The 16,485-nt window shown below is 66.0% G+C and carries 15 protein-coding genes; 10 read left to right on the forward strand and 5 right to left on the reverse strand.

Annotated elements, in window-relative coordinates:
- The gene (gene drmC / locus HNR14_RS14475) at positions 1-711 is read left to right on the forward strand and encodes a DISARM system phospholipase D-like protein DrmC (RefSeq protein ID WP_179701589.1); all 711 of its coding nucleotides are present in this window, start codon (positions 1-3) and stop codon (positions 709-711) included.
- 214 nt (positions 712-925) lie between these two features.
- Here the strand turns inward: drmC and HNR14_RS14480 are convergent, their stop codons facing one another.
- A complete protein-coding gene (locus tag HNR14_RS14480) occupies positions 926-2,047 on the reverse strand; it encodes a DNA (cytosine-5-)-methyltransferase (RefSeq protein ID WP_179701590.1) in 1,122 nt (373 codons plus the stop codon).
- A 154-nt stretch (positions 2,048-2,201) separates the two neighbouring features.
- Between HNR14_RS14480 and HNR14_RS14485 the strand changes: the two genes are divergently transcribed.
- Positions 2,202-2,606 (forward strand): very short patch repair endonuclease, encoded by a 405-nt coding sequence (locus HNR14_RS14485; protein ID WP_343064494.1) that lies wholly within the window; start codon positions 2,202-2,204, stop codon positions 2,604-2,606.
- A 172-nt stretch (positions 2,607-2,778) separates the two neighbouring features.
- Here HNR14_RS14485 and HNR14_RS20940 read toward each other — a convergent pair whose 3' ends face one another.
- The 3 genes from HNR14_RS20940 to HNR14_RS14500 are packed head-to-tail and all read right to left on the reverse strand — an operon-like array spanning position 2,779 to position 6,425.
- A complete protein-coding gene (locus HNR14_RS20940) occupies positions 2,779-3,408 on the reverse strand; it encodes an SHOCT domain-containing protein (protein WP_246311574.1) in 630 nt (209 codons plus the stop codon).
- A 9-nt stretch (positions 3,409-3,417) separates the two neighbouring features.
- Positions 3,418-4,656, reverse strand: a complete 1,239-nt coding sequence (locus HNR14_RS14495; RefSeq protein WP_179701592.1) for an McrC family protein — start codon at positions 4,654-4,656, stop codon at positions 3,418-3,420.
- 2 nt (positions 4,657-4,658) lie between these two features.
- Entirely contained in the window at positions 4,659-6,425 is a 1,767-nt protein-coding gene (locus HNR14_RS14500) for an McrB family protein (protein WP_179701593.1), read from the reverse strand.
- Between the two features lie 162 nt (positions 6,426-6,587).
- Here HNR14_RS14500 and HNR14_RS14505 point away from each other — a divergent pair, with 162 nt between their 5' ends.
- Positions 6,588-7,301, forward strand: coding sequence for a DUF6994 family protein (locus HNR14_RS14505; protein ID WP_179701594.1), 714 nt, complete (start codon positions 6,588-6,590; stop codon positions 7,299-7,301).
- A gap of 340 nt (positions 7,302-7,641) precedes the next feature.
- Here HNR14_RS14505 and arfB read toward each other — a convergent pair whose 3' ends face one another.
- Positions 7,642-8,079, reverse strand: coding sequence for an alternative ribosome rescue aminoacyl-tRNA hydrolase ArfB (arfB, locus tag HNR14_RS14510; protein WP_179701595.1), 438 nt, complete (start codon positions 8,077-8,079; stop codon positions 7,642-7,644).
- Positions 8,080-8,157: 78 nt separating this feature from the next.
- Here arfB and HNR14_RS14515 point away from each other — a divergent pair, with 78 nt between their 5' ends.
- The 7 genes from HNR14_RS14515 (at position 8,158) to HNR14_RS14545 (ending at position 16,477) form a co-directional block, all read left to right on the forward strand.
- A complete protein-coding gene (locus HNR14_RS14515; RefSeq protein WP_343064495.1) occupies positions 8,158-8,385 on the forward strand; it encodes an RNA-binding S4 domain-containing protein in 228 nt (75 codons plus the stop codon).
- An 84-nt stretch (positions 8,386-8,469) separates the two neighbouring features.
- Entirely contained in the window at positions 8,470-8,817 is a 348-nt protein-coding gene (locus HNR14_RS14520) for a LysR family transcriptional regulator (protein ID WP_021763764.1), read from the forward strand.
- Positions 8,818-8,966: 149 nt separating this feature from the next.
- Positions 8,967-11,804 (forward strand): discoidin domain-containing protein, encoded by a 2,838-nt coding sequence (locus HNR14_RS14525; protein WP_343064496.1) that lies wholly within the window; start codon positions 8,967-8,969, stop codon positions 11,802-11,804.
- A gap of 134 nt (positions 11,805-11,938) precedes the next feature.
- The gene (locus HNR14_RS14530) at positions 11,939-13,342 is read left to right on the forward strand and encodes a GH1 family beta-glucosidase (protein WP_179701597.1); all 1,404 of its coding nucleotides are present in this window, start codon (positions 11,939-11,941) and stop codon (positions 13,340-13,342) included.
- 57 nt (positions 13,343-13,399) lie between these two features.
- On the forward strand, positions 13,400-14,647 hold the full coding sequence (locus HNR14_RS14535) for an extracellular solute-binding protein (RefSeq protein ID WP_246311575.1): 1,248 nt from the start codon (positions 13,400-13,402) through the stop codon (positions 14,645-14,647).
- The gene (locus HNR14_RS14540; protein ID WP_246311576.1) at positions 14,644-15,579 is read left to right on the forward strand and encodes a carbohydrate ABC transporter permease; all 936 of its coding nucleotides are present in this window, start codon (positions 14,644-14,646) and stop codon (positions 15,577-15,579) included. The genes HNR14_RS14535 and HNR14_RS14540 overlap by 4 nt, the downstream gene beginning before the upstream one ends.
- Entirely contained in the window at positions 15,566-16,477 is a 912-nt protein-coding gene (locus HNR14_RS14545) for a carbohydrate ABC transporter permease (protein WP_179701598.1), read from the forward strand. The genes HNR14_RS14540 and HNR14_RS14545 overlap by 14 nt, the downstream gene beginning before the upstream one ends.
- Positions 16,478-16,485 lie beyond the last annotated feature (8 nt).

A 16,485-nucleotide genomic window follows, 5' to 3' on the forward strand; every position in this document is an offset into this window, starting at 1 on the left:
GTGGGGGACTCGATCGAGGAGCTGGCGCGAGCCGTGTCGCCATCGCTCGCTGTCAAGCTCGCTTCGAGCCTTGAGATCGACGGGAACCTGATGAAGGCTTCGGCGAAGTTGGTCGGACCCGACGCCGCCACAGCAGCCCTTCTCAAGGAATGCTTTTCCGCGCTCGGTGCGGACGTCCTAGCTGCTGTGCTCCGTGGATTTGCAGCCGCGGCTACTGCGAACGCGACAGACCTTCGCGCCGTCTGGAGCGGGCCAACATTCCAGGGCGACGGCGACCACACCACTGCTGCGCTTGCCCATCTGATCGACGAGGCCCAGGTGGACGTGTTCGCATCGACATACTCTGCGGAGGTGGGGTCCGAATTCGTACACGCGCTGTGGCGGTCTGTAGCCCGTGGCGTGAAGACCACTGTGCTGCTTGACTCGACGATCAAGGAGGGGAAGGTCGTTGCCGTGCTCGCTGCGAAGCTGAAAGGGGCACGCATCCTGACCTACCATCCGAAGGACGTAGGCTATGCCATCCAGCATTCAAAGGTCGTGCTCGTGGATTCGAGGGTGGCGTTCGTCACTAGCGCGAACCTCTCGCTTGCCGCCGCCGAGCGAAACCTCGAGACGGGCGTCGTCATCCGCGACTCCGCTTTCGCATCGACGATGAGGCGCCGCTTCGCCTCGTTGTCCAACTCAGGCGTGCTGGTCGAGTATCCGGCTTGACCAGAGCAGTGCCTGTGTCATCAGACGAGACGGCGCCGATGGCAACGCTCGCAACGAGGGCGTCGGACGCGAGAGCTGGCTAGAGTCGGTCGCATCCTCTAGCGATCGCTCAGCAGGGCATCCAAATTACTCCGCAGACAAGCTTCGCAGGCGGTGCTCAGGCGAGCACCAAGATGGATGGACAGAGTTCGTGGCGGTCTTGGGGCGCCCCGGATCAAATCAACTCGCGAAACACAGCGGCCGAAAGTTGAGGCGGAACAGCGTTGCCAATCATTGTCGCGAGGGACGTTCGAGTGGTCACGGAGCCGAAGTCGAAGTAGTCGGGAAACCCTTGTAATCTCGCGGCTTCGTGTGGCGTTAGAGCTCGGAGCTGGGATGGGTGCATGTAACGTCCCTGCCCGATGCTTCCGAAGCCGCTGGTTATCGTCTGCGCGGGCTTGTCCCAGCGAAGGCGCCCATACATCGATTTGTAAGAGTGTTGACCCTGATGGCACTTGGGTCGGAGGTGATTCGGCAAATCGTAATCGCCGTTCTGAAGTAGATAGGCCATGCGCTCAAGGTTGGTCGCGCTTGCTTTGGGCGGCGTGTCCCCTCCGATCGCTGGAACGAATTCGAGATCGCCGATCGCCCATCGAACATCGTGCATAACAGAGTTCTTCACTATCGAGCCGAAGACTTCGCTTGGATGAGGTGCCGCACCCTTAGTCGCGAGAAGAATATGGCGCTTTCGGGTCTGCGCCACGCCGAGCACATGTAAAGGAATGACCTCGTGCGCGACGCAGTATTCCTGGCGCTCAAGCTCGATGCGGGCCGCTTCCACGACGTTGCGACCGGCGAATCGGTCGTTCAGCACGGCAGGCACATTCTCAATCATCACCACGTCGGGGCGAAGGATCTCCGCAGCTCGCGTCATGTACATGTAGAGAGCGTTCTTCGGGTCCGTGCCGCGTGTGTGATTGTTTAGCGTGCTGTGGCCCTGACACGGCGGCCCACCCACAAGGGCGTGAACGGGTCCGATCTTTTCAGCCCACTCAAGCTCACCGGCCGTTGGGGCAGCTGCTATCGCGCCGTCAAAAATGCCTTCTACAGACGAGCGTTCTACGTATGCGGCACTCGGAAAATTGGCACGGTAGACCGCCGCCGCGGATGACTCGAAGTCCACCGCTAGTCGGATATCGAGGGCGCGCCCAGAAACGCTCAAGGCTTGGGCTATCCCCAAAGAGAGGCCGCCGCAGCCAGAGAATAAGTCAACGACCTTGTACGCGGGCGACCCGTTCTCGAAGTCGGGTCGGTCTGTCTCCATGAGCGGGTGCTGCGGGGGGCCCTCGTCAATCACCCGTCAAGGGTATCTCGACTGTCCGACATGACTCCCCGTGGTCAGGTACAGCTCGGATGGGACCTTGCGGCGCTCGCCGGCCCATGTATGTCGCCTGCGTCGACCGCGTCAGTTACTCAACCGAATTAGGTCGTGAGCCGGGTACATTGTGACTGTGTCTTGGGCGACATCACCTGCAGTCCGGCGCTCGATGCTAGCGAACCGGCGAACAGGCACGCGCCCAGAATTGCTAGTGCGGTCGCGGCTTCATGGGGCCGGCTATCGATTTCGTGTCGACTACAAGGCGATCCCGCATGCTCGCCTTCGCGTTGACATCGCCTTCACGCGACAACGCGTAGCCGTGCTGATCGATGGATGCTTCTGGCATAGCTGTCCTACGCACTCAAGTACCCCTAAGTCCAACGCCGACTATTGGGTGCCGAAGCTCGCTGCTAACGTTGCTCGCGATCGTCGAAACACTGAGTTGCTCAAAGATGCCGGCTGGGACGTTCTACGTTTTTGGGAGCACGAGCCCATCGACTCGATCATGTCCGAAGTGACAGAACATCTGCGGCACTGAGTTGCTGGAAATCGGGCTCGGTTTCCCGCCCAACCTCGAGACAGTCCGACAGTTGTGGAGGGAGCAGCGCTGGACGTGAGCGTGTTTACCGGGGGACGAATCTTGACTGCGATAGCGAGAGTCGCCACGCAATCGCAGTCACCCCGAGGTGAAGACGAGCGGAGTTCGGCAGTCAGAGCCGCCCCAGCAGCTCCGCCTTCGTGGCTAGGAACTCCTCCTCCGTGAGGACACCCGAGTCTCGCAGTGCGGCAAGGCGCCCGAGCAGATCTGCGACGTCGGTAGCGGACCTGTTCGTCTCCTCAGCTCGCTTCGGAGCGGGCAGACGGTCTCTGATAAGGCCAGAAACCATCGTGAACGCTTGCTCAGCCACGGTCGGCTTCTCCGTCGGCGTCGGCGCCACGTCGAGCTCGCCAGCGGACGGCTCAGCGCGGATAGCGCGCTGATCTTCGAGGACAAGTTCGAGGTGCTTGTACATTCCGTCGGTCAGCTTGATGAGAGATCGCTTGCCGTCGGTCCAGCTGACTCTCACAACGCGCGATCGGTTCATGGAATCGAAGGTCGCATCGACCGCTGCCGATGCTGCCTTGCCTAAGCGGCCGGGCAGAGCGGCCCCCGCGACGGCAACGCCCACTTTGGCGATGGGGTTACCCGTGCCGTCGGTTGCGACATCGTCCCACTCTTCCACGTTCTCGGGTATCAGTTTGCGGAACTTCAGCCCGGCCTGCACCACGAGGGTGCTTCCGACTGGCGTGGACACCGTCGCGCCCTTGTAGTCCCCGCCGATGACCCGCCCGTATCCCATGGCGTTACTCTAGTGGCGGCTGAGGACAGCCGATGACGACTGTGATTTCCGTGTTGCGTTCCCCGGCACATTGACCGGCGCGGATGCGACGATCGCCTCCGCTACGCGGTCGATACTCGCGAGGATCTCTCGAGGACATCCTGTGAGATCCACTGCGTGGCAGTGGACTGTTATGGGCGCTCCGATGATGTCGATCCTCTTGGGCGTCTCCTCGCCGGATGCGTAGACGAGGTGACCGTCGCGAAGGCCGTACCGCGTGCAGTACGTCACCATCTGGTAGAGGTCGGCGTTCGGGTAGCCGGCCGGCCTCTCTGCCTTGTACTTGGCATCGATGACGGCGTGGATCCGTTCGTGGCGCTGCCAGACGATGTCCGGGCGCACCACCGCGTGCCCCAACGCGTCTAGCCGGTCGCTTCGTTGGCTGAGCACCTGGCCGCCGGAGCGTTGGAGGGAGTCTCGAAGCGCGACGGACACGAAGTCCTCGAACACCTGCGCGACGTCGACGAGGAACGCGGTCGCCGTGTGCTCGCCGACGCGGTGCTCGATCGAGGCGTTCGTCAGGATCAGCTGAGCCAAGGACAGCGCGGGCTGATAGTGCTCGCTGCGACGATCGTGGCGGGTCCGGGGCAGAGGCATCCCGCGCGGCAAGGTCTCGACCTCGGCGAACATGCCCCGGAAGTGGAGCAGCGCGCGTCTCGAAGCAGGGTCGAGGAGGGGGAGCTGCAGGAGCCGCTCTAGAGCAGCCGCCAGAAGCCGGTTCTCGTCGATGTCGACGGTGAACTCGTCGAACCGCAGCTCGAGCGGTGAGGCGAGCCCGGGTCGTCGTTTGAATTGCTCCACGAAGTCGATCCGCCCGCGCACGACGGTGTCGCTGTCGTGGCACTCCCGGTACCCCTGAAGAAGTCCCTGTTCGACGGCGACGCCGAGCTGCCGCAGAAACGCGGTCGCGATCGCCGGCACGAGATCGGGAGTGGAGTCGAGGCGCGTCTCCTCCGCCAACCACAGCCGGCGGCGCTGGGCATAGCCGAAAAGGAAGAACAGTCTGCTGATCGGGAGCTTCGGACGGATGTCGATGCGATGTCCGTCGATCATGAGCGAACCGACCTTCCGGACCTGGCTCACCGTCCAACGGCCATCGATCTCGGTGGGGATCACGGATGCTACCTGGCGCGAATTGAGCGCGGATGCGACCGCACGCGGAAGGTCGACGTCCCGGGGCGCGGCCCACTCGTCGAGCTGGATGTGCATCGTCAGGCGGAACGACTGTCGAGTTCGGCCCTGAGCGCCTCCAGCCCGTAGCGGGCGTTCACGTCGACCCCATCCCCAAAGTGATGCTCGGCGAGCAGAGGAAGCACTTCGAACATCCAGATCTCGTCGAGCCGGGCCGGGCTCAGGTCGCCGTCGCGTGACATCAGGTAGCTCGGCCCGATGCGGAAGTCCCGGTCATCGATCCGGTCGTTGAGGAGAGCGAACAGCTCTCCGACTTCTGCCGGGAGACCGTTGGCCTGCAGCCATTTGGGGAGAACCCGGGCGACGGGCGCCTCGCCGGGGTGGAGCTCGATGAAGGCGAATCGCCTGCGCATGGCCGCGTCCATGAGCGCGATGGATCGGTCGCTGGTGTTCATCGTGCCGATGATGTACACGTTTGCCGGAAGGGCGAAGGTCGTCTCCGGCTCGTACAAGAGGCTGACCCGTTCGTCGCGATATTCGAGCAGGAAGTACAACTCGCCGAAGATCTTGGCCAGGTTGCCGCGGTTGATCTCGTCGATGATCAGGACGTAGTTGAGCTCCGGATTCTTGGCGGCCTCGTCCGCGATCCGCTTCATCGGCCCTGCCTGGAGCGTGTAGGTGAGCGCGCCATCCTTTGTGCTGGGCCGGAGCCCCTCGAAGAAGTCCTCGTACGAGTAGCTCGGATGGAACTGGACGAGCCGGACGCCCCCGTCGCCTCCGGTGATGTGGTCGGCCAGCGCGCGAGCGATGAAGGTCTTTCCGGTGCCGGGCGGTCCGTAGAAGATGATCTGCTTGCGGCGATGGAGGACGGCAAGCGTCCGGTCGAGCCACTCGGTTCCGATGAAGACCCGCTGGGCCAGCTCCTCGGTCGCCGCTGGACAGTCGGAGACGGGGGTCGGTGCGAAGTCTTCCTTGTCTTCCGGCTGCGGAGCCTCCTCGGGTCGCCATACCCGGAGGTACTCCTCGTCATAAAAGTCGAACGGCTTGCCGCCCTTCGTCTGCAGAGCGAGCGAAATGCGGTTCAGGTCGGCGTCGATGTCCTCGGCCGTGCCGCCCGCGTCACCGATGAAGGCGTCCCGGATGGCGAGCTTGTGGTCGGCGGCCACGATGGACTGGAAGTAGTCCGGCCGGATCAGATAGAGAAGGGCGTTCCGCTGCGTCGGGAACGACTCGCCCGCGACTTCGTCGCGGATGAAGTCTCGCAGGCGCAGCGGGTGTTCGAGGAGGTCTTCCTGCCGCTCGGGCGAGAGCTGCGTCCACGCCTTCACCATGTTGACGATGATCGTCATGGCCTCGTACAACTGGCTGCCCATCCGCGTACCGGGATTGAAGGCGCCGGCCGGGAACGCGGCGAGGATGGACTCGGGGATGGTGACCGGATGCTCCATCAGGCGGAGGACGGCCTCGACGCGCGCTCGCTTCTTCTTCTCGCCGATGGTGCCGATCCAGATCGGGAGCAGCTGCCAGGTCACCAACTCGGCCATGAGCAGCTTGGCGTCGTCCGGCGCATCCGCCAGTTGCTGGGACAGCTTCTCGAGGAAGGAACCGCCCGCGACATGCGGCTGCTGGACGAAGCGGGTCACCAGCTCGTCGATGTTCGCCTGCGTCCACACCGCCCGTCCGGGGGCGAAGACCGAGTCGCCGCGCCTGAGACCGGCATCGACGAAAAGTGCTGCGGCATCGCGCACGGACTGGTCTCCTCGTCCGTTGGGCAGGATGACGGAGGCCAGTTGCTGCTGAAGCTCGGCGTCGTCATGGGCTTGCGTCGGCGTCTCAGCGAAACTCATCTTCGTCCTTTCACAGCGGCGGGGCGGCACAATGAACCATATCGACCGGGATGCGTAGGGCGTCAGCGCCGGGCGTGCCCTGCCGGTCTGTGTGTCGGTTGGCCCTGCTCCAATAGCCTGTGGATCGGGCAGCAGGTGCCCGGATGGGCGTGGGAGACCGGCGTGGACGATGAGATCGATACCGACTTCGATATGCGGTCGGACGCGAATGGTCGCGACCCGGACGCTGCAAGTCCCACGTTGAGGCGCTACCACCGACTGTTGTGGAGCAAATCGCTGCCGAATGGGCACCGCCTCCAGCTCCGGGCTGGCACTCGCGGCGTCTACCTTCGCCACGAATCCGACGAGATCGGCGTCCACACCGTGGCGAGTGACACCATCGTGACCTCCCACCGTGGAACGCTGCGAGCGCTCTATCAGCAGATGCCTCCGGAGGAGAACCTCGACTTCCACCGACGCGGATACTCGATCGGCGGCTCCATAATCTTCCCGGTGGGAGAGACACAGGGATGGAGCATCAACCAGCACCGCGGGATGAGTCCACGCATTCGCGATCGATTCGACCTAACGCTCGAGTGCATTCGGCGCTTCTACCGGGGAGAGTCGAGTCCGCTGGAAGCTACCCTCGACCGCTACAGGCGTTTCTTCGACCTGTTCGTGGACTTCTCCGGGTACGTCACGTTCTTCCACCTGCAAGACCTTGTCAGCGAGACAAGCGAAATCGCATTTCTCTCGCCTTTCGACGGCTTCGACGGTGATCCGCTTCCGCGGACGCTCCCGCAATACGCGGCGTACCGCGACGCCACGCTCCGGTTCGTCGCTGCACGAAACCAGCGAATCTTGGCGTCGCAGGCCAAGGCGATCTCTGGTGATTGATCGCTAGCGGGGGCGCGTCGCGTCCTGCGCCGCTCGCAAGCAATCCCATGCCAGCTTTACGGCCCCGGACGAAACCGTACCGCCGTCACCCTGACCGTATTCATCGCGTTAGCCTCGGCGAAGGGGAGCTGCCAGACGTCCATCCACTCGGGCCAGGTGCCCGACGGCGGCCGTCGCCAAGCGGATTCCACTATTTTGAAGGCGACGCGGCCGGAGAGCAGAGCGCCGGCACGTTCCATCTCGGCAGGCCAGAAGGGCATCGACGTCGAGCGTGACGTTGATGGCGCAACGGAATCGTCCCATCTCGGTCAATTTCGTCGGTGCCGGCTGCAGTCGGGCGTTAGTCGTGGGGAGGGCGGCGCAGTCTCTTGATGTCGGTGCGCTGCTTCTTCGCTGTCAAGCGGCGCTCTTTGGCGCCGCGACTCGGCTTGGTCGGTCGTCGCGGTGGCGCTGGCGGGCGGAGGGCGTCGGCGACGAGCTCGGCGAGTCGGGCGCGCGCGGCTTCCCTGTTGCGCAATTGGGCGCGGTGCTCGGAGGCTGCGATCGTAAGCACTCCGTCGGTGATGCGATTGCCGAGACGCTCACGAATGCGTTCGTGTTGTGACGCGGAGAGGACGGAGGAGGCTGCCACATCCCATACGAGTTCCGCGCGAGAGTCGGCCGTGTTCACTGCTTGGCCGCCAGGCCCGGACGACCGCGAGAACCGCCAAGACAGCTCAGAATCGGGGATCGTGAGTCCGGCGTCTACCCGGAGGCCGGGGCGATGGGCGGCTGGCATAGGTCAATCATCCTCGTGCGCCCAGTCGCAGCACCATCGGCATTAATGGAGCGCCGCCGGTGGGCTACCATTTCGAGGGTGACCAACCCCGCCTCGATCGACGACATCTCCATCGGCGGCGACGGCATCCGCCTCGGCCAGTTCCTCAAGTTCGCCGGGCTCCTCGACTCCGGTGGGAACGTCAAGGAGGCCATCATCGATGGCTACGTGACCGTGAATGGCGAGGTCGATCGGCGGCGCGGGCGGCAGCTGCAGCTCGGGGACATCGTCACGTTCGAGGGGCGTAGCGTTCGCGTCCGCCCGTGACGAAACCGGCACTCGCTCGCGCGCAGGGGTCCGCTTCCGTACGGTAGGGAAAGAGCCTGCAACTCCATCCATGAAGGGCCTCCCGTGAACATCACCCTGCTGGTGCGCTTCGTCGCCGTCGCCGAGGAGCTGCACTTCCCGCGGGCGGCGAAGGCGCTCAACATCCCACTGGCGTCGCTCTACTCGTCGATCGCGAAGCTCGAGGAGCAGGTGGGGACTCCACTCTTCGTCCGCGACTCCGCGGAGACGCGGCTGACGAATGCCGGGACGCTCTTCCTCGCCACGGCGAAAGACGAGATCGCGGCGGCGCCTGCACCGGCGGCGAAGCCGGTCGTTCCGGCGGGCGGCAAGGCGAAGGCGTCGAAGGGCAAGGGGCGCGCGCCGGCGGTCAAGGGGCAGCCGAAGCCGTACAAGAAGCGGCAGGGGCGGTAGCTCCCGCATTCCTCGGCGTAGCGAAGGTGCTACAGAGCCAAGCCCCCTTTGGGCGTGGCTTAATTTAAGTCCTTGACAAAGCCTCCTCGGATCGCCATCCTGGCCGTGCGACGGAACGACCAGACGTTCCGCACTGATCAAGGAGGATCGTGAAACGACACGTTTTGGCCGTGCTGGTGACAGCAGCGGCCGTGGCGGCGACAGCCGTCTTACCCGTCACCGCGGCGAACGCCGCGGCACTCACCGCAGCCGACTTCCTCAAAGCCAGCGGCAACGTCCTGAAGAAGTCCTCCGGCACCGGCGCCGCGATCAACCTCCGCGGGACGAACATCGGCGGCTGGCTCACCCAGGAGGACTGGATGTCCCCGCTCGGCGAATTCGCCGCCGACCGCACGGGATGGACGGCCACGGCATCGTCCGGCACGGCGGGCAACGCGCTCGACGGCTCGGGAACGAGCCGCTGGACGACGGGCGCCAACCAGGCCGGAGGAGAATGGCTCCGGCTCGACCTCGGCGCCAACACGCTCTTCAACCGGCTGACGGTCGACAACACGAGCAACGCGGGCCAGTGGCCGCGCGCGCTCAACATCGAGACGTCGACCAACGGGACGACGTGGACCAGCGTCGCGACGCAGGCGGGCAGCGACGGGCTGACGACGGTGAAGTTCAGCCCGCAGGTGGCCCGCTACGTGCGCGCGACCCAGACGGGCGCAGCCTCCACGCCGTGGTCGGTGGGGGAGATCAACCTCTACAGCGACCCGGTGCTCTTCAATGGCACGCACACGGCGACGGCCTCCGCGAGTGCGCCAGGCACGAACGCGCAGATGGTGCTCGACGGCAACGTCGGCACGGTCTGGCAGACGGGCGCCGCGCAGACGCCGGGGCAGAACCTGACGATCGACCTCGGGCGCAACGTGGACATGGACAAGGTGCTCTTCGACGCGGGCGCGGCCACGGCCAACGACTACCCGCGCGTCTACGACGTCTTCACCTCGTACGACAACACGAACTGGACCCAGGTCGCGAGCGGCTATGGCTCCAACCGGGTGGTGCAGGCCGACTTCCAGGGCAGCAAGAACGGCCGCTACCTGCGCATCGTGTCCAACGGCACCTCGTCGCAGTGGTGGTCCGTCTCGGAGGTGGCGATCTCGAGCGGAACGTCCCTCGACCGCGGCGGCTGGGCGGTCACCTCGACGGTGGGAGCGACGCCGGCGAACATGCTCGACGGCAACACCGCTACGCGCTGGACGACGGGCGTCGCCCAGGCGGCGGGGCAATCCGTGACCGTGGACATGGGCGCGCTGGTGACGCTGAACAACGTCACCACCGACACGGCCAAGAACACGACGGACGAGGATGACTGGGCGCGCGGCTACAGCCTCCAGCTCTCGCGCGACGGCTCCACCTGGAGCACGGTCGCCACCGGGGTCGGCACGCGCAAGGCGACGACCATCGGCTTCACCGCGCAGGCGGCCCGCTACGTCCGCCTGAACCAGACGGGATCGGCGGGCAATTGGTGGTCGATCGGCGAGCTCACGGCGGGGCTGTACAACGACGACTACTCGCTGACGAACACGATGACCTCGCGGTTCGGCACGACGACGACCGCGTCGGTCGTCGGCACGCACCAGGACACCTGGTTCACCTCCACGGACCTGGACGCGATCCAGGCCAGCGGGATGAACTTCATCCGGGTGCCGATCGGCTGGAACGTCTTCCTCAACCTCGACGGCTCGTGGAAGTCGAACCCGTGGACGAAGATCGACTGGGTCGTCAGCCAGGCGGCGGCGCGCGGGATCTACGTGCTCATCGACCTGCACACCGTCCCGGGCGGGGGATGCCCGTGGGGCTCCTGCGGCCGGATCGGCCCGAACCCGAACGGCTTCTGGGGCAGCGCGACCTACCAGAACCAGGTCGAGGACATCTGGAAGAAGATCGCGACCCGCTACAACGGCAACCCCGCGGTGGCCGGCTACGACCTCATCAACGAGCCCCTCATCGACTACGACGAGGATGCCGCGGATGTCGCCCAGAAGAGCGACTACTACGACCGGCTCTACGACGCGGTCCGGGCGATCGACGCCGACCACACGATCTTCCTCGGGGCGTTCTTCGGCCTCGACAAGATCGCCCCGCCCTCGACCTACGGCTGGACCAACGTCGTCTACGAGTACCACCCGTACGACATGCCGAACTCGAAGGACTGGACGGCGCAGAGCCAGCTCGTGACGAACGAGCTCGGCGCCCTGCCGGCGAAGCTGTCGAACCCCGGCGTGCCCATCCTCTACGGCGAGTACTCCCTCTACTACAACGACGACGTGTGGGCGCGATTCATGGCCGGGCTGAACGCGTCGCAGGTGTCGTGGTCGAACTGGTCGTACAAGGTGAAGGGCACGGCCGAGGACGGGTTCGCCTACTGGGGCATGTACTACGACGACCGCAAGCCGGTACCGGTGATCAACAGCGACGACGCCGCGACCTTCCAGTCGAAGCTGGCGCAGTTCGGCACGGCGAACTTCACCCAGAACACCCGGTTCGTGGCGACCATCGCGAAGTACGCGGGCGGCCTGTCCACGTTCTCGCCGGTGGCGATCAGCCACACCGGCTGGACGGCCACGGCCTCCACGACCGCGGCGGGCTCGTCGACGGCGGCGGGCATCGACGGGGCGAACGGCACGTCGTGGCAGAGCGGTCAGGCCATGGCGGGCGGTGAGTGGTACCGGATCGACATGGGCGCGAACCGCACGGTCGCGATGGTGACCGTGCAGACGGCCAGCGGCTCGAAGTGGGACTACCCGCGCGGATTCACGGTGGAGACATCGACCGACGGCTCGACCTGGTCCACGGCGGCCACGGGCATCGCGTACGGCTGGAAGCGGCCGATCTCGATCACGCCCACGACTGCCCGCTACATCCGGATCACCCAGACCGGGGTGGCTCCGCAGTGGTGGACCGTCGATGAGGTGACCGTCTACTCGTCGTACTAGGCGACGCCGACGGAGGGGGTCGCCGGGTCGGCGGCCCCCTTCGTTCGTCCGCGTGGGATCGCGCGCAGAATCCTCTTGCGAGCCCGCTCGTACATGCCTTATTCTAAGACGCAGACAAAGAACGAAGGAGTTCCATGAGTCTCACCACGGACCCGCTCGACCCGGCGGCCTTCCCGCCCGACATCCAGTGGGGCGTCGCCACGGCGGCCTACCAGATCGAGGGAGCGGCGGCCGAGGGAGGCCGCGGCCCCAGCATCTGGGACGTCTTCAGCCACACCCCCGGTCTGAGCCACCACGGCGACACCGGCGACATCGCCTGCGACCACTACCACCGGCTCGACGACGACCTCGACCTGATCGCCTCGCTCGGGCTCAGCGCCTACCGCTTCTCGGTGTCGTGGTCGCGCCTCCAGCCGACGGGCTCCGGCCCGCTCAACCCGGAGGGCGTCGCGTTCTATCGGCGCATGCTCACCGGGCTCGCCGAGCGTGGCATCCGGCCGTTCGTGACGCTCTACCACTGGGATCTGCCGCAGCCGCTCGAGGAGCGCGGCGGCTGGCCGGCCCGCGAGACCGCGGAGCTGTTCGGCGCCTTCGCCGCCCGCGTCGCGGTGGAGCTCGGAGACCTCACCGAGGACTGGATCACGCTCAACGAGCCGTGGTGCTCCGCCTTCCTCGGGTACGGTTCTGGAGCGCACGCTCCCGGCCGCCACGACCTCCGGCTCGCGACCGCGGCCGCCCATCACCTCAACCTCGCCCACGGCCTGGCGCTCCGCGCGCTTCGGGAGGCGCTGCCCGGCGCGCGGGTGGGAGTCACCGACATCGTCACCGACATCGTCGCCGGCGACGGGCCCGACGACGCGGCCGCGGCCGGCCGCCTGGACGCCGTCAGCAACCGCGTCTTCCTCGACCCGGTGTACCGCGGCGAGTACGGCGCCGGGGTGCACGCGCTGCTCGACCCGCTGGGCCTCGCCGACCACATCCACGACGACGACCTCGCGGTCATCTCGGCGCCCGTCGACTTCGTGGGGCTGAACCATTACCAGCGGGTCATCGCGACCGCGGACGACGCCGCGCCCTTCGGCGTGCGCGAGACGGCCGCCGAGCCGGCGACGACCTCGTTCGGCTGGTCGGTCATCCCGGACTCCCTGCACGCGGTCCTGCTGCGCATCCAGCGCGAATACTCCGGCCTCCCGATCTACATCACCGAGAGCGGCGCCAGCTTCCACGACTACGTCGACCCCGAGGGGGGAGTGGACGACGTCGAACGCGTCGACTACCTCGCCGGGTACTTCGCCGCCGCGGCGCGGGCCATCGCCGACGGCGTCGACCTGCGCGGCTACTTCGTGTGGTCCCTGCTCGACAACTTCGAATGGGCGGAGGGATACGCCAAACGGTTCGGCATCGTCTACGTCGACTACCGCACCCAAGAACGCATCCCCAAGCTCAGCGCCCACTGGTACCGCGACCTCGTGTCGCAGCACGCCCGACTCTCCACCGCCGTCTCCACCCCGGCACCCGCCACCGCCGACGTCCCCTGATCGGCACCGCACCCTCCACACCCTCACCACCCTGCACACACCCGAAAGGAAATCTCGATGAAGAGAATGCGCTGGCTCGCCCTGGGCACCGCCGCCCTGGCCGCCGCCACCCTCGCCGGTTGTTCGTCCTCCGGATCCGGCGGCGACTCGTCCGCCGGCAAAGACCTCACAGTCTGGGTCATGGGCGACAGCTCCGCCCACTTCGACGCGCTCGTGAAGCCGTTCGAGGAGAAGTCCGGGATCGACGTCAAGACCGTCGCCATCCCGTGGGACAACGTCGACCAGAAGTTCACGACGGCCGTCGCCTCGGGCAGCGGTCCCGACGTGATCCAGATCGGCCTATCGAAGCTGCGCACCTACGCCGACAGCGGCGCGCTGCTCACGCTCGACGACGCCGCGATCAGCGACTACCCCAACCTCGCGGCATCGAACTTCGTCGACGGGGTCGCCGGTGACGCGACCGCCATCGGCGGCAAGATCGTCTCGATGCCGTGGGTGTCGGACACGCGCGTGCTCTTCTACCGCAGCGACATCCTCAAGACCGCCGGCATCGATGCGCCGCCGGCGACGTGGGACGAGCTCCGCGCGGATGCGAAGACGCTTACCGCGCGCGGCGACGGGTCGTACGGCTACTACATCCCGCAGTGGGACAGCGCCCTCCCGGTCATCATGACCTGGGACCAGGGCGGCGAGATCGTGGACTCGAAGGGGAAGATCGACTTCGACACCCCCGCGTTCGACAAGGCGGTCGACCTCTACACGGGCCTGTACGCCGACAAGAGCGTCCCGACGAACAGCGACTTCGACCAGACGCAGGGCTTCATCACCGGCACCACGCCGATGCTGGTCAGCGGCCCGTACCTCGCCGCGGCGATCTCGCAGGCCGCCCCGGAACTGGAAGGCAAGTGGAACGTCACGACCGTCCCCGCGGCCGACAAGGACACCTCGCTGCTCGCCGGCTCCAACCTCGGCGTGTGGGGCTCCACCAAGAACAAGGCGGGCGCCCTCCAGCTGCTGGACTACCTGTCGCAGCCCGACGTGCAGGTGAAGTGGTACGAGGCCGACGGGCAGCTGCCCACCGTGAAGAAGGCGCTTGAGGATGAGAAGCTCGCCGCGGACCCCATGGTGGCGGTCTACACGAAGCAGCTCGCCTCCTCCCGCCTCCTCCCGCTCGTCCCCAACTGGGACGGCGAGACCGGCAAGGCGCTGCTCGACTCGCTCAACTCGATCGTGCTCACCGGCGCGAACCGGGACGACGCGCTGAAGACCCTGTTCACGACCACCAGCGGAACGTCCGCGAAATGAACCCCGACGGTGCGCGGCGGCACGGGCCGCCGCGCATCGCCGGCCATGAGGCCATGAAGACCCGACTCGTCCCATACACCTTCGTCGCGCCGGCGATGCTGCTGCTGATCGCCTTCGGCATCCTGCCGATCGCGGTCGCCCTGCTGGTCAGCTTCACCGACATGAACCTCGCCGGGCTCGGCGACTGGTCGCGCATCCAGTTCGTCGGCGGCGACAACTACGCGACGCTGTTCGCCGACCCCGCCTTCTGGCAGGCGCTCGGCAACACCGCCCTCTTCGCCGTGATCGGCGTCCCGAGCGTGATCGTGCTCTCGCTCGTGATCGCCCTCGCGCTGAACCGCTCGCAGGGGCGATTCTTCCGTGCCCTGCGCTCCTTCTACTTCGTTCCGGCCATCACCGCGATCGTCGCGGTGGCGCTGGTGTGGGGCTACCTCTACAACACGCAGTTCGGCCTCTTCAACTACCTGCTCTCCATCGTCGATCTGCCGCCGGTGCCCTGGCTCTCCGACCCAACGGTCGTGAAGTTCTCGGTCGTGCTGGTGGCGGTCTGGCGCGGTCTCGGACTCAACGTCATCATCTTCCTCGCGGCGCTCCAGGGCGTTCCGAAGGAGTACCTGGAGGCGGCCGCGATCGACGGCGCATCCGGCATCCGGAGAACCGTGTCGATCGTCATCCCGCTGCTGCGCTTCGCGATCTTCTTCGTGACGATCACCACGGTGATCGCCTGGCTGCAGTTCTTCGACGAACCGTTCGTGCTCACCAAGGGCGGACCGCTCGGCGCCTCCACCTCCATCGCGCTCTTCCTCTACCAGAAGGGCTTCTCGTCGAGCCAGTTCGGCTACGCCAGCGCCGGCTCGGTCGTCCTCGTCGCGATCATCGCGATCATCACCGTCGTCCAGCTGCGCCTGAGGAGATCCGATGTCGACTACTGAGCTGCTCGCACGCGGGAGCCGGAGCCTCGCCGCCGGCGGAGACGACGACGGACGCGACCCCGCACCGACCCGCCGCCGCGCTCGCCGTGGTCGTGCCGGGACGATCGTCATCGGCGCCCTGCTCGGCGTGGGCGCTCTCGCCACGGCGTTCCCCTTCCTCTGGATGGTGTTCGCGTCGGTCAAACCCCGCAGCGAGTCGGTCGCCTACCCGCCGCAGCTGCTGCCGAAGCAGCCGACCTTCGAGTACTTCGTCCAGCTGTTCACCGAGCTCGACTTCGGTCGGTACCTGCTGAACACGCTGATCATCGTGGTGATCTGCATGCTCGGGCTGCTGCTCATGGCCGCCGCCGGCTACGGCTTCGCCAAGTTCACCTTCCGGGGCCGGGACGCGCTGTTCTTCCTGGTGCTCGTCACCATGATGATCCCGGGTCAGGTCACGATGATCCCCAGCTACCTGATCCTCAACGGGATGAAGCTGACGAACACCCTCGTCGGCATCGCGCTCCCCATGCTGGTGTCGGGCTTCGCGGTGTTCCTGTTCCGGCAGTTCATGGCGACCATCCCGACGGAGATCGTCGAGGCGGCCCGGATGGACGGCGCGGGGGAGTGGCGGATCTTCTTCCGCATCATCCTCCCGATGTCCGGCCCCATCCTGGCGGTCCAGGTCGTGCTGACCTTCATCGCCGGCTGGAACAGCTTCCTCTGGCCGCTCATCATCGCCAACGACCAGAACCTGTACACGCTGTCCGTCGGCCTCTCACTGCTCAACCAGCAGATCGCGACCAACCCGTCGCTGCAGATGGCGGCCTCCACCCTCATGGTCGTGCCGATCCTGATCGTCTTCGTCATCTTCCAGCGCTACGTCGTCCAGGGCTTCGCGCTGTCCGGTCTCAAATGAGCAACCCG

Origin of the sequence: Leifsonia naganoensis (assembly GCF_013410615.1) — a bacterium.
GTDB classification, from domain to species: domain Bacteria; phylum Actinomycetota; class Actinomycetes; order Actinomycetales; family Microbacteriaceae; genus Leifsonia; species Leifsonia aquatica.

Coding starts and splice junctions, on each gene's coding strand:
- HNR14_RS20940 (WP_246311574.1), bottom strand. CDS start 3,408: ATGGGATACGGGCGGGTCATCGGCGGGGACTACAAGGGCGCGACGGTG.
- HNR14_RS14495 (WP_179701592.1), bottom strand. CDS start 4,656: ATGCACATCCAGCTCGACGAGTGGGCCGCGCCCCGGGACGTCGACCTT.
- HNR14_RS14500 (WP_179701593.1), bottom strand. CDS start 6,425: ATGAGTTTCGCTGAGACGCCGACGCAAGCCCATGACGACGCCGAGCTT.
- arfB (WP_179701595.1), bottom strand. CDS start 8,079: ATGCCAGCCGCCCATCGCCCCGGCCTCCGGGTAGACGCCGGACTCACG.
- HNR14_RS14530 (WP_179701597.1), top strand. CDS start 11,939: ATGAGTCTCACCACGGACCCGCTCGACCCGGCGGCCTTCCCGCCCGAC.
- HNR14_RS14535 (WP_246311575.1), top strand. CDS start 13,400: ATGAAGAGAATGCGCTGGCTCGCCCTGGGCACCGCCGCCCTGGCCGCC.
- HNR14_RS14540 (WP_246311576.1), top strand. CDS start 14,644: ATGAACCCCGACGGTGCGCGGCGGCACGGGCCGCCGCGCATCGCCGGC.
- HNR14_RS14545 (WP_179701598.1), top strand. CDS start 15,566: ATGTCGACTACTGAGCTGCTCGCACGCGGGAGCCGGAGCCTCGCCGCC.